The sequence below is a fragment of the Bacillus cereus group sp. BfR-BA-01379 genome (assembly GCF_022663605.1).
Taxonomy (GTDB): Bacteria; Bacillota; Bacilli; order Bacillales; family Bacillaceae_G; genus Bacillus_A; species Bacillus_A mobilis.
In genome coordinates this window covers 1-13,943 of sequence record NZ_JAKUFT010000012.1, presented here as the reverse complement: position 1 = coordinate 13,943, position 13,943 = coordinate 1, and the positions used below count along the sequence as shown (strand labels likewise).

The following is a 13,943-nucleotide window of genomic DNA, read 5'->3' as shown; positions in this document are numbered from 1 at the left end:
ATTTTTGAAAGGTTGGTATTGCTAATAGTAAATAGAGGAGTAAAACAAATTGAAAGGGACAAGGGAGGAGAATTTTAAACTGTAACAAAACAGTTATTTAGTAAAACATAAATAGAGCACACAAATAAGTATGCTCTAAGAAAAAAGGTGATACAAGTGGAGTGTTGCGTGAAATGAAAAAATAATAATCAGATTTTTTTTTTGAGTGTATTTTTAACATTGTATGCTTTACTTGTTGTTAGGAGCCTGTCATGTAAAAGAATGTATAGATGATTATTTTATGAAAGTAATTGCACACCTTTACATTTTAAGGAGGTTTTTTTTATCAAAAAAGATAAAGAACGGAACAAATGAAACTTGTATCTTGTCTATATATTGAAACCATAATAAAAGTGAGGGCAGTTTTATGTTTATTCAAATAAGTTCGAGGTGTGGAAATGGAAGAGACGTTTATTGAAAAGTGTATTCATGATGAGCTTGACTATGTTATAAAAGACTATTGGCAAGATGTATGGAATTATTCATTTATTATTACGAAAGATCCACACTTATCAGATGATATCACGCAAGATGTGTTTATAAAGGTATTTAAAAATTGGAATTCATTTCGAAAGGAGTCATCTATTAAAACGTGGATATTAAAAATTACAAGAAATACAGCAATAAACTATTTGAAATCCTCCTATTTTAAAAGGATATCATTAGTAGGTTTTTTTAATGATGATAAGCAATCTCCATCGGCAGAACGAGAGTTTTTTAAGAAAGAGGAAATGAATGAAGTGTGGGATGTTGTTTTAAATCTACCTAAAAAACACCGTGAAATAATTATTTTAGACGCAAAATATGAATTATCTTATGAAGAAATGGCTGAAACACTAGGGGTATCCATTGGAACTGTTAAATCTAGATTAAGCCGAGCGAGAAGTAAGGTTTCAAAATTAATAGGGGAGGGTAGTAGTGATGAACAATAAAAAAAATCCTGACTGGTATAGTAAATTAAAAAAAGGTCCAATGGAGAATCGTAAAGATGAAGAAGAATTTATTTTTAAAATAAAGCAGTCTATATATGAAAATAATGAAGTGAATCTTGTAAAACATAAAAGACCGTTTCGTAAAAAAGCTCTGCCTATTATAGTTGTTTTTGTTTGTACAATGTTATTTGTTATCGTTCAACAACCATGGCTTGATGATAATAAATCACCGGTCCAAAGTAGTACACAAATTAAGCCTAAAACTAAAGATGAGTCTGCTCAAGATCCAACATTAAAACAATTTATGAATGAATTATATCAAAGTACAAATTCAAAAAATGAAAATGACTTGTATAGAGCGTTAAATGATGAAGTTCTATTTAAAGGGGAGAGTTATAAGAAGGATGAATTGAAATTTGATGAAGATATTTTTCATGAGTTGCAAGTTGCTCTTACAATGGGGGGAGAATTTACAAATGACACAAAGCAAGCATACAAAGTACCAAGTGGATTGACAGAAAGTAACGAACCAAAGCAAGCGCATTATATATATGCAACTGTTACTGGAAATAAAACGAAAATTTTAGCTGAACCAAAGCGAGAATCACAAGTTTTATATGAAGTATCTAATGAAATGGTAAAAGCTTGGATTCCAGAAAAAGTGCAGAATAATGGATATATAAAAGTATCGACAATTAGCGGTAATACTGGATATGTACAAAAAGAGTATGTTTTAACTGATATTAAATATTCTTTCATGTTCGAAAAGGATCATGAAGGTAAATGGAAAATAACGAATATAGATTCTATATGGTAAAGAGGAAGGTTCACTTTAATGAACCTTCCTCTTTGTTTTTATTTTCTTATTGAAGAGTATTCCAGTACTCTAAAATTTCTGAGGTAACGAGAGCAGCAATGTTTTTTTCTGAATTACTACCAGGAATAACGACAGAAACGGCAATTTGTGGATCTTCGGTAGGAGCATATGCAATGAAAAGAGAATGGTTTATCATTCTTTCTTGCTCATTCGGAGCACCTGTTATGCCTGTTTTACCTGCGACGTGAAAGGGTAAGTTTTTAATTTCTTCTATATTTTGGCTCATCCCACCTTGCACGACACTCCAAAATTTCACCGGGTAACGATTTGAACTTTCTAAAATTGGTTTAAACTTTTTTGTTTCTTTCCCATTTTGATCAATAATAGCACTTACGATTTGAGGTTTATATTTATCACCTTTACTTGCTAAAGTTGCTGCATATTGAGCAAGTTGAAGAGGCGTGTGTACTTCATTTCCTCCCCAAGAGGCATTTAATAAGGCGGAGATACCATTTTCAAACTTGTTTGTTGGATGAAATTCATATTGTCCGTCTTCTTCAAAAGGTAAATCAACCCCGGTTTTAGAACGAAGGCCGAATTGTTTTAAATACTCTGTCCATATATGTGCAACTTTTTCTATATTCCCATTATTTTGGTTGAATAAGGGTAGAGCTACTTTTGCTGTCATAAATGTGTTAGATGAATTAATGATAGCCTGCCTCGGTGTAATCTCACCTGTTGGCGTTCCAGGTGCATTCGTAATGTTATTTTGATTATCATATTGAAAAGTACCTTTATCTAAATAAGTATCTTCAGGTTGAAAAAGCTTTTCGTTTAATCCAATTAAAATAGTAAGTGGCTTTATAGTTGAGGCCATATTTACATAAGATTCACCATACTTTAATTTTTGAATTGCTTTATTTTGCGAAAGTGATTTGATATTTTCTTTTTTAGATGATACTTGTTCATATAATGTATTTGGATCAAACACTGCTGAGTTGGCCATAGTTAAAATTGCGCCAGTTTTCACATCGGTTACCACAACATAACCAGCATTAACATCAGTTATTTTCTTGATTTGAGATCTTAATGCTTCCTCTGTTTTTTGCTGCAACTTAGAGTCTAAAGCTAGCCGGATATCTTTTCCTTTTTGTACTTTTTGAATGTTCCATAAGAACTTTTTATTATTCATTTTAAAAATAAGAGTTTTTCCGGGTTTTCCTTTTAAATCATTTTCATATTGCAGCTCAATCCCGCTTTTTCCAACGGGTACATTAAGGGCATTTTCTGCATATCCAATTACCTGTGAACCAATTTCATGTTTAGGATAATATCGAATCACTTCATCTTTGATTATTACATTATTGGGTTTGTTTTTGTTTATGAATGTAAGTTCATTCTCAGTTATGTCAGAGTATAACGGTATATCATTCATAGTCTGCTTTTTACAAGATTGTTGTAATTGAGATTTTATGTCTTCTGTAGAAATGTCATGTTGAAACTCGCTTGAAAATTGATTGAAAAAAGCCAATGTTCTTGATGTATCTTGATTCGATAGCTTTTCATCATTATAAGTGCAATATAAAGACTTAACTTTCTTATTTGTAGCTAGTATTACACCATTTTGATCAAGAATTTTTCCTCTTTCAGCTGAAGACGTCTCGGTAGTAATTGAAATGAAATTACTTTTTAATAAAATTATTAAAATTAAACCTACAATAGAAAGAATCGCTATAAATCTCCATCTTTTTATTTTTGTATGTAACATAAAACCCTCCCTTTTTAGCTTATTTCATCTTATAGTTAATTATTTTTTTTGTAAATGTGGAACAACTTTATTATTTAGGTTGTCTATTAAGTATTACAGCATGAAGAAAGGAATAATCAGTATGAAAAGTTTTTAGCAAATCTATGTGTAAGTATTATATGGGCCAGTATATAGTTTAGCATTTCTAATGCTAGCGACAAAAAATAGAGAGAAAACAGGAAAGGAGAGTTATGAATTATGTAGCTAAACGAAAAGGGATGGGTGCTAACAAGGATTTAGCAAAAAAGTCGAAACGATATTTATAATCGGTCATCGGTATGTAACATATAAGGAATTAAATGGAGGATTTATGGAAAAACAAAAAGGAAAGAGCAAGACGTATATATCTATACGATTAAATATAATGTTCCTTTGCATATTTTTACTATTCTCAGCTATTATTGTTCAGCTAGGAAAGGTGCAAATCGTAGAGGGAGAGGCTTATAAGAATCAAGTAGAAAGCAGTCAAAACGCAACAACTAGCATTCCAGTTCCACGTGGACAAATACTAGATCGAGAAGGGAAAACAGTTGTTAATAATAAATCTCTTCGTACGATTACGTATACAAGGGTAAAGGGAATTACTAGCGAAGCTATTTTAAAAACAGCAACAGACTTAGCGAAAGTGCTTGAAATGTCTGAACAAGATATAAATAAATTAACAGACATCGATAAAAAAGATTTTTGGATGCAGTTGAATAAGCAACGTGCGGAGACTATGATTACTAAAAAAGATATAGAAAAGTTAAAAGATAAGGGAATAGAAGGAAAAGAGTTAGATAAAAAAATAGAAGACTTAAGACGAAGTCGTGTTACAGAATTAGAACTGGCAGAATTAACAGCACAAGATTTAAAGGTGTTAGCTATTAAAAGTAAAATGAGTTCAGGTTATCAACTAACACCACAAATTATAAAAAAAGATGTTACAGATCAAGAGTATGCGCGAATAAGTGAAAACCTTGCCGAGTTTCCAGGAGTAGATGCAACAGTTGATTGGGAACGTAATTATGTAAATGGTAATTTATTTCGTTCTGTGTTAGGTAATATTACGAGTAGTGAAGAAGGGCTACCGAAAGAAAACTTAGATTCTTATTTAGTACGTGGATATAACCGTAATGATCGTGTAGGAAAAAGTTATATTGAACAACGATATGAAGATGTGTTACACGGTACAAAAGAAGAAATGAAAAACATTACTGATAAATCAGGAAACATTATAAACACAGAGATAATCTCTAAAGGAAAAAGTGGTAATAGTTTAACATTAACGATTGATATGGAATTACAAAAGAAAGTGGAAGAAAGTATAGAGAAAAATTTGAGAGCGTTTAAGAGTTCAGAGCCACTGTTGGACCGAGCTTTTGTCGTCATGACGAATCCAAATAACGGACAGATTTTATCTATGGCAGGCAAAAAGATTGTAGAAAAAGAAGGGAAATTAGAGATTGAGGATTTGGCATTAGGAAACATGACGACTTCGTATGAGCTAGGGTCAGCTGTAAAAGGTGCAACTGTATTAACTGGATATGAGACAGGGGCAATACAGCCGGGAGATCAATTTTATGATGCACCTATGAAATTTAAAGGTACACAAGCTAAGAAATCGTGGAATGTATCCGGATTTGGTAATATTAATGATTTACGAGCGCTACAAGTATCTTCGAATGTATACATGTTCCAGACAGCTTTAAAAATTGCGGGAGTTAATTACGTACCAAATGGTTCGCTGGATATAAAACAAGGAGCATTTGATACGATGCGTTATTATTTTAAACAATTTGGATTAGGAGTTCCAACAGGTATTGATTTACCGAATGAAATAGTTGGACAAACTAGAAAAGTAGATAGTCAGCCTGGGTTTTTACTAGATTTTTCTATCGGGCAGTATGATACGTATACACCGTTGCAATTGGCGCAATATATTTCAACGATTGCTAATGGAGGTTATAGAATGCAACCTCAAATTGTACAAGAAATACGAGAGCAATCAATAAAAGAAGAAGAGGTTGGCAAAGTTATACGCTCTATAGAGCCTGTCGTATTAAATCGAATTGATATGAAGACAGAACATATTGATCGAATAAAAGAAGGGTTTAGATGGGTATTCCAAGAAGGTGATGGAACTGGCGTGAAATATTTCAAAAATGCTCCATATAAACCAGCAGGAAAGACAGGGACAGCTCAAACTGTATATGGTGGAGATGATCCAATTGGTAGAAATGCGAAAGGGGAACGTATGGAATGTTACAACTTAACGTTAGTTGGATACGCCCCATATGATAATCCAGAAGTAGCATTCTCAGTAGTAGTCCCATGGCTTCATGATGATAAAAATGGTATTAATTCTATAATTGGAAAAGAAGTTTTAGATGTATACTTTGATTTGAAAAAGCAGCGTATACAGGGGGGAGCTCCTAGTACAGGTATTTCTAAGCAAAATTAGTAAAATTTTAGTACTTTTCTCAGGGAAGAGACCCTGTTTATATAAAGGTATTTATAAGTGAAAAAATGAGATGTGAAATAAGAGATAACGGCACTCGTAGCTGCTATCTCTTATTTTGTTAATATCTTGGCTATTAGTTAAAAAGTTTTAAATTTATGGAACAAACTTGTGTCTTAGATGGTCTATTATGTGTACGTATAAAAACAGATGTTGAAAATTTGAAAGGAATGATGATTTTGAAAAATAAGAGAATGCTAAAAATAGGAATATGCATTGGTATATTAGGTATAAGTCTTACAACCCTAGAAACTTTTGCAGGAGGGGCATTGCAAGTTGAAGCGAAGGAAAAGACAGGGCAAGTTAAACATAAAAAGCATGCGACGTATAAAGAATTTTCTCAACTTGAGAAAAAATTCGATGCTCGATTAGGTGTGTATGCCATAGATACTGGCACAAATCAAACAATTGCTTATCGACCTGACGAAAGGTTTGCCTTTGCATCAACCTACAAGGCGTTAGCGGCAGGGGTATTACTACAGCAAAACTCAACTAATAAATTAAATGAAGTTATCACTTATACGAAAGACGACTTAGTGGAATATTCACCTGTTACAGAGAAACATGTAGATACCGGAATGACACTAGGAGAAATTGCTGAGGCCGCCGTTCGTTCCAGTGATAATACTGCAGGGAACATTTTATTTAATAAAATAGGTGGACCTAAAGGATATGAAAAAGCGCTTAGACAGATGGGTGATCGGATTACTATGGCTGATCGCTTTGAGACAGAGTTAAACGAGGCTATTCCAGGAGATATTCGTGACACTAGTACAGCGAAAGCAATTGCTACGAATCTGAAAGCTTTAACGGTCGGAAATGCGCTTCCAGCTCATAAACGTAACATTCTTACAGAGTGGATGAAAGGAAATGCTACAGGAGACAAACTTATTCGTGCAGGCGTACCAACTGACTGGATAGTTGGAGATAAATCAGGAGCTGGAAGTTATGGGACACGAAATGATATTGCTATCGTTTGGCCTCCGAATAGAGCGCCTATTATCATCGCAATTTTATCTAGTAAAGATGAGAAAGAGGCTACCTATGATAATCAACTCATTGCAGAGGCAACTGAAGTTATAGTTAATGCTCTTAGGTAATAGTATCTCAATCCTTTATGGAATGTAATTGAAAATAAGAATGTGGAAAGCGATTCTTTTTAATGTAAAAAGAATCGCTTTTTGTATTTATATAATGAATAGTAAGTATATAAGTAAAAAATTTTATTACATAGACATTCTATCCCCTAGAGTGCATGAGGGGAGTTTTCTCCTGTGGTGTTCGTAGTAACAATAATATTATTTATACGATAATAATATTATTGGCGTATGTATGCTAGTTACTCCTAGATGGATATGTAATTTTACATATTCATCTAAAAGACACATATGTGTCAATCACTATTAAATTATATTAAAATTATTTTTGGATGAGGGCTTGATATAGGTTTTGGTGAATAAAAGGATTTTTACGTTTAATTATCATAGTATAATTATTTCACTTTATGAAATGAAATTTGAATTTAACTTTTTTAAATATAATATTTTATAATTTGAATAATAAATATCTGAAAAATCAAATTTAATAAAAGCGATTTTCTGGTTTACTTATGAAAAACATAGTGTTTAAAATGAGGGGGAAGTAAGGTCCTTATATTCTATCAAAAATAAATAAAAAACGAGATACGATTACTCTATCGAAAAAATTTCTCTCCTCAAGTGTGTGTGATGAAATCCTAACGTTAGGTTGTACAACATTTACGATTAAAACTGTAAAAAAAATAGTGAAGAGGTGTGCGGAATGAAGAATAAAATTATGACAGGATTTTTAATAACATCAATCGTTACTGGAGCGACTATTCCTATCAATACTCTCGCAATGCCAATCGTTCAGGCAGAAACGAAACAAGATAACATAGATATTTCCTCAGCATTACGAAAAATAGGTGCACACTCCAAATTAACACAAACCTTTATAGATGGAGCCTTAGCAAGTCCGAATGTGCAACTTGAAGAAGTTCCATCTTTAAATACAACTCAATTTCTAATTAAACAAGATATAAAAGAGTGGTCATCAGAACTATATCCAAAATTAATTCTATTAAATTCAAAAAGCAAAGGATTTGCAACCAAATTTAATAGCTATTATCCAACATTAAAAGGATTTGTAGATAATAAGGAAGATAAAGAAGGATTTTTAGATAGACTGGAAGTTCTTCAAGATATGACTATAACAAACCAAGAAAACGTGCAACGTCAGATTAATGAGTTAACAGATCTTAAACTACAGGTAGATAAGAAACTGAAAAATCTTGATACAGATGTGGTAAAAGCACAGAGTGTACTTAGTTCAGAGGGAACAGGAAAAATAGACAAGTTAAAGAATGAAATGCTAAATACAAAAAAATCAATTCAAAATGATTTACAGCAAATAGCATTATTACCAGGAGCTTTAAATGAACAAGGGCTAAAGGTATTCCAAGAAATTTATAGTCTATCAAAAGATATCATTGAACCGGCTGCTCAAACAGCAGTAGTAGCGTATAACAAAGGAAAAGAAATAAACAATGCTATTGTAGAAGCAGAGAAGAAAGCAGAGCAAGAAGCAACAGAAAAAGGGAAATCAGCTATAGAAATTGAAGTTGCCAAAAAAGAAGCACGTGAAGCGATAGAGAAAAGTAAAAAAGGTGAAATTGCTGCAGCTGCAGTTACGAAAACGAAAGAGTATGATCTTATGAAAGTAATTGATCCTGAAAAAATTAAAAAAACATATAGTACTTTTGCGGAAATTAATAAACTAACAGCAGAGCAACGAGCGCATTTAGATGATCTAGAGAAACAAAATCAAAAATTATATGACTTAACAACTAAATTAACAGTAGCAGATTTACAAAAATCAATGATTCTTTTCATGCAAAATGATTTGCATACATTTGCTAATCAAGTAGATGGAGAAATTGAGCTATTGAAACGTTATAAAGAGGATTTGAATCTAATAAATAATAGTATTACAAAATTATCGAATGAAGTTGATACGAATAACACTCAGTCTCAAAAAGATACATTAAGACGACTAAAAAATGTAACAAATCAACTCGAAGAACAAGTTAATAAATTTTAATATTAAGAAATAATATTTAACGAAAAAATTATAACGCAACTGAAAATAAGGAGGAGAATCAAAAAATGAAATTTCCATTTAAGGTCATAACTTTGGCCGCTTTAGTAACGGTTTTAACTGCTACGAATGGCAGTACTATTCACGCACTTGCACAAGAACAGACAGCACAAGAACAGAAAATAGAAAATTATGCGTTAGGACCTGAAGGGTTAAAGAAAGTGTTGGCTGAAACAGGCTCTCATATTCTTGTAATGGATTTGTACGCAAAAACAATGATTAAGCAACCGAATGTAAATTTATCCAACATTAATTTAGGTTCAGGAGGTGGAGAATTAATCAAAAACATTCACCTGAATCAGGAACTGTCACGAATCAATGCAAATTACTGGCTAGATACAGCGAAGCCAAACATTCAAAAGACAGCACGTAATATTGTAAATTATGATGAACAATTTCAAAATTATTACGACACACTAGTAGATACTGTAAAAAAGAAAGATAAGGCGGGCCTCAAAGAAGGAATAGGGGATTTAATCGGTACAATTCATACAAATTCAAATGAAGTTACGGAAGTTATTAAGATGTTAGAAGCTTTTAAAACAAAGTTGTATACAAATACTGTAGATTTTAAAAATAATGTTGGAGGTCCAGATGGACAAGGGGGATTAACGGCTATATTAGCGGGAAAACAAGCACTAGTCCCACAACTTCAGGCCGAAATTGAGAATTTACGTTCTACGCAGAAAGCACATTTTGATAATGTATTAGCCTGGTCAATTGGTGGTGGATTAGGAGCAGCTATTTTAGTTATTGGGACGATTGCAGGAGCGGTAGTAATTGTTGTGACCGGTGGCACAGCGACACCAGCTGTTGTTGGTGGTCTAACAGCTCTAGGGGCAGCTGGTATCGGTTTAGGAACAGCAGCTGGTGTTGCGGCATCTAATCATATGAACTCTTATAATGAAATTTCTAATAAAATCGGAGAATTAAGTATGAAAGCCGATCTTGCTAACCAAGCAGTTATTTCACTTACTAATACAAAAGACACGTTGACATATTTGTATCAAACAGTGGATCAAGCAATCATGTCTCTAACGAATATTCAGCAACAATGGAATACGATGGGAGCGAATTATAAAGATCTATATGATAATATCGACCAAATGCAAGAACATAAACTTTCTTTAATACCTGATGATTTAAAGGCTGCAAAACAAAGTTGGAATGATATTCATAAGGATGCAGAATTCATTTCAAAAGACATTGCTTTTAAACAAGAAAAAACAAACTAAAAATCAATATATATGTATAGGAGGAATTAAAATGAATAAAAACTTTCCTTATAAACTACTTACTGTATCGACGTTTTTAACTCTGACAACAACTACTGTAGTTTCTCCAGTGGCAGCCTTCGCAAGTGAAAGTAAAATGGAACAAACTAGTACCGAAGATATATCTCTTTCTGTAAACAGCGAAAAGATGAAAAAAGCTTTGCAAGATGCTGGGGTATTTGCAAAATCCATGAATGATTACTCTTATTTGTTAATTAAAAACCCAGATGTTAACTTTGAAGGAATTGACATTAAAGGATATACAAATCTACCTAGTCAAATTCTACAAGATCAAAAGAATGCAAGAGAGCATGCTACGAAATGGGATTCACACATAAAAAAACAACTTTTAGATACACTGACGGGGATTGTAGAGTATGATACTAAATTCGACAATTATTATGACACATTAGTAGAAGCGATTAATGAAGGGGATGCAGAAACATTAAAAGAAGGCATTACAGATTTACAAGGTGAGATTAAACAAAATCAAGCGTATACACAGAATTTAATAAAAGAACTAGCTAAGTTAAGAGATAGTATTGGAGAAGATGTCCGGGCATTTGGAGGTCATAAAGATATTTTGCATTCGATTCTGAAAAACCAAGCATCTGGAATTGATGAAGATGAAAAGCGCCTAAATGAAGTTTTAGAGCAAGTAAGACATTTTAAACAAGTAGAATCAGATGGAATTATAACTGTATCAATTCCCTCAATTCCTACGTGGATTGCTGGTGGTGTAATGATAGGGGTAGCAAGAAATAATTTAGGTACGTTAGAGCCATTGTTAGCACAATTACGTCAGACTATAGATTATAAAGTAACATTAAATCGTGTAGTTGGTGTTGCGTATAATAATATTAATGAAATGCACAATGCGATTGGATCGGCTATTAATGCACTTACCTATATGTCTGCACAATGGCATGATTTAGATTCTCAATATTCGGGAGTGCTTAGTCATATTGAAAAAGCATCCCAAAAAGCGGATCAAAATAAATTCAAATTCCTAAAACCTAACCTGAATGCAGCGAAAGACAGTTGGAAAACGTTAAGAGCAGATGCGTTTACATTAAAAGAGGGAATAAAAACATTAAAAATGAATCCTGTTTCTTCAAAAAAATAGCGGAATACGGTATTTGTTGTAAGGGCATTTATACAGTTATAAAATGATTTTTTGTTCTTTATAAATTGAAAAGACGGAGGTATAATCAGGCCTCTGTCTTTTGTTTTATTGAAATGTTTTTATAATTCCATCCTATATGTAGAAAGTAGTTATACAAGTTTGAATTTTTAAGGTGAATAATTTTTATGAATTTTTCCGTAAAACCTAATCTATGATTAGTGAGCCTTATATTCTTATTTTCCTAATTGAATACTTTTATACAATTAGATGGAAGTTAAGAATACTAAATCAAAACATAATAGGTTGTTATTGATGAGTTTATCGTAAAGTTGTTATTTTATGTGTCATCAAATAACATTTATAAACAATTAGAAATAAAGAAAAGGAGACTATTATGAGAAAAAATAGAGTATTAGATACAACATAAATAGCGTAAATAGTTTTTGATGTAAAAACATGATAAATAAAATAATAGTCCTTACATGTACTAAGGGAAAATGAGGGAGATAATATGGGGAATAACTCAAAATATAAAACTAGAAAAATACTTGCAGCCACCGCTACAGTAACTATGCTTGCAACTGCAATGATTTCTACAACAGATATCATTGCAGAGGAAACAAAGCAGCAAAAAAAAATATCGACATCACTGCAAGAGGGAAAGTTAGTTAAATCAGAAAACAGAACATATACAGTCCCAGGAAAAGGGGATGTTGAGGTACTGAAACAACAGGAAAGAAAAAGTATGGCATTTAGTCCATATGAACCCACTGGTTTATATGCAAAGCCAAATGAACAAATAACGATTAATGTAGAAGGAAATCAAAATATTCAAGCATACATTGGAACGTATTCGTATGATGCTTCTTGGAGAGAAGATTCTAAAATAAAATCATTTACATTAAAACCTGGTATAAACACAATCCAATCGCCAAATGGAGGAATGATTTATTTTTACAATAAACAACAAGGTGGTACCATTCGAACAACGGTCACAACTGGTGGAACGACTACTCCTCTCTTTGAACTAGGCAAGCATACAAAACAAGATTTAATAAACATGCTGGACCAATATCCCAATGCACATGCAGTGGAGTTAAAAGGAGAACGTGTATTAATTACGGCCAGCCCTGCACGTGTTAAGAAATATTTGTTAGGTTCTAATACAGATCCTGTACAACTTTTAAAAAAGATGGATGAAGCTACTCGAATTCAAGACAAAGTAGCTGGTTTATCTGAGGAACAAGTAGATAAACATTATATTCATTACGTAGAAGAAAATCATTCTCCCGATTATTATATGTATGCAACTTCTTATCGAACCGCATATGTAGGGGATGCAATCCAATACGTGTTAGATATTAATAAATTTATAAAAGATGGCTGGGGTCCTTGGCATGAGGCAGGGCATTTGAGACAGCAATCACCTTGGAAGTTTTATAATATGACAGAAGTACAAAATAATATTTATAGCCTTTCTGTAGAAAAAGCATTTACATCTAACCAATCTTTTAGATTGCAACAGGAGGGCGCTTATACTAAGGCATTTCAATACTTAGAACAACCTAATAAAAATTATGATGAAGTTAGTGATGTTTTTGTTAAGCTTGTTATGCTTTGGCAACTACAGTTAGCATATGGAGAGGATTTCTACCCTAAATTGCATCAATTGTATAGAGACATGCCTTCAAATGAACTTCCACAAACTGATGAAAATAAAAAACAATTATTTATGATTTCGGCATCAAAAGTAGCCAAACAAAATTTGATACCTTTCTTTGAGAAGTGGGGAGTATGTCCAAATAACGATACCATTCAAAAAGTAGCTGCATTAGGGTATCCAACTTTAACAGCAGAGATTTGGAAGGGGACAGATTCTAATCCAATTAAACCAGATATACCTAATGTAAATAATATTTTAGAAGGAAACAAGTTTGCATGGTCATTAAAAGGGATTAGTGATTTCGAATTTGCTAAAATCAATTTCAATAAGTCGACAGAAGAAGTGCATATTGACTTAAAAGCAGGCGTACCGCATCATTATTTTAATGAAACATATGCGAGTATTAAAGTACAAAATACATCAGGCAAAGTAGTATACAATAAAGACATTTATGGAAACAAGCAACAAAACGCTGAATCGCAAAAAGTCCCAGTCAAAGTAGGAGATTATATTGAGTTAATACATTTAGAAGGTGTGCATAGAGCTACTTTCACAAATGTAGACAAAAGTAAACAAGAAAGCTTTGGAAAAAAAGCAATGTATGAAGT

9 protein-coding genes and 1 pseudogene are annotated in these 13,943 nt (G+C 32.6%); 8 read left to right on the top strand and 2 right to left on the bottom strand.

What is annotated here, in order from left to right:
- Positions 1 to 437 precede the first annotated feature (437 nt).
- Complete coding sequence (locus MR113_RS06945; protein WP_242252763.1) at positions 438 to 971, top strand: RNA polymerase sigma factor; 534 nt, start codon at positions 438 to 440, stop codon at positions 969 to 971.
- On the top strand, positions 961 to 1,788 hold the full coding sequence (locus MR113_RS06940) for an SH3 domain-containing protein (protein ID WP_242252760.1): 828 nt from the start codon (positions 961 to 963) through the stop codon (positions 1,786 to 1,788). Before MR113_RS06945 ends, MR113_RS06940 begins: the two co-directional genes overlap by 11 nt.
- Positions 1,789 to 1,834: 46 nt before the next feature.
- On the opposite strand, the gene MR113_RS06935 is transcribed toward MR113_RS06940, so the two are convergent.
- Entirely contained in the window at positions 1,835 to 3,556 is a 1,722-nt protein-coding gene (locus MR113_RS06935) for a peptidoglycan D,D-transpeptidase FtsI family protein (protein ID WP_242252758.1), read from the bottom strand.
- Positions 3,557 to 3,905: 349 nt separating this feature from the next.
- Here MR113_RS06935 and MR113_RS06930 point away from each other — a divergent pair, with 349 nt between their 5' ends.
- Positions 3,906 to 6,038, top strand: a complete 2,133-nt coding sequence (locus MR113_RS06930) for a peptidoglycan D,D-transpeptidase FtsI family protein (RefSeq protein WP_242252756.1) — start codon at positions 3,906 to 3,908, stop codon at positions 6,036 to 6,038.
- Positions 6,039 to 6,268: 230 nt separating this feature from the next.
- Positions 6,269 to 7,195, top strand: a complete 927-nt coding sequence (gene bla, locus MR113_RS06925) for a class A beta-lactamase Bla1 (RefSeq protein ID WP_472927132.1) — start codon at positions 6,269 to 6,271, stop codon at positions 7,193 to 7,195.
- Positions 7,196 to 7,202: 7 nt separating this feature from the next.
- On the opposite strand, the pseudogene MR113_RS06920 reads toward bla, so the two are convergent.
- Positions 7,203 to 7,277 (bottom strand): annotated as a pseudogene (locus MR113_RS06920) (undecaprenyl-diphosphatase); the annotation flags it as partial.
- A gap of 618 nt (positions 7,278 to 7,895) precedes the next feature.
- Between MR113_RS06920 and hblC the strand changes: the two are divergent.
- From hblC to MR113_RS06900, 4 genes are all read left to right on the top strand, one after another.
- A complete protein-coding gene (gene hblC, locus MR113_RS06915) occupies positions 7,896 to 9,215 on the top strand; it encodes a hemolysin BL lytic component L2 (protein ID WP_242252754.1) in 1,320 nt (439 codons plus the stop codon).
- A 65-nt stretch (positions 9,216 to 9,280) separates the two neighbouring features.
- Positions 9,281 to 10,507, top strand: coding sequence for a hemolysin BL lytic component L1 (gene hblD, locus MR113_RS06910; protein WP_242252752.1), 1,227 nt, complete (start codon positions 9,281 to 9,283; stop codon positions 10,505 to 10,507).
- A 31-nt stretch (positions 10,508 to 10,538) separates the two neighbouring features.
- Entirely contained in the window at positions 10,539 to 11,672 is a 1,134-nt protein-coding gene (gene hblA, locus MR113_RS06905; RefSeq protein ID WP_242252750.1) for a hemolysin BL binding component B, read from the top strand.
- A 511-nt stretch (positions 11,673 to 12,183) separates the two neighbouring features.
- On the top strand, positions 12,184 to 13,943 hold a 1,760-nt coding region (locus MR113_RS06900), incomplete at its 3' end, for a M60 family metallopeptidase (protein WP_242252748.1).

Bases quoted from the DNA above. Each gene is read 5' to 3' on its own strand.
- MR113_RS06930 (WP_242252756.1), top strand. From the start codon at position 3,906: ATGGAAAAACAAAAAGGAAAGAGCAAGACGTATATATCTATACGATTA.
- bla (WP_472927132.1), top strand. From the start codon at position 6,269: ATGATTTTGAAAAATAAGAGAATGCTAAAAATAGGAATATGCATTGGT.
- hblA (WP_242252750.1), top strand. From the start codon at position 10,539: ATGAATAAAAACTTTCCTTATAAACTACTTACTGTATCGACGTTTTTA.
- MR113_RS06945 (WP_242252763.1), top strand. From the start codon at position 438: ATGGAAGAGACGTTTATTGAAAAGTGTATTCATGATGAGCTTGACTAT.
- MR113_RS06935 (WP_242252758.1), bottom strand. From the start codon at position 3,556: ATGTTACATACAAAAATAAAAAGATGGAGATTTATAGCGATTCTTTCT.
- MR113_RS06940 (WP_242252760.1), top strand. From the start codon at position 961: ATGAACAATAAAAAAAATCCTGACTGGTATAGTAAATTAAAAAAAGGT.
- hblC (WP_242252754.1), top strand. From the start codon at position 7,896: ATGAAGAATAAAATTATGACAGGATTTTTAATAACATCAATCGTTACT.
- hblD (WP_242252752.1), top strand. From the start codon at position 9,281: ATGAAATTTCCATTTAAGGTCATAACTTTGGCCGCTTTAGTAACGGTT.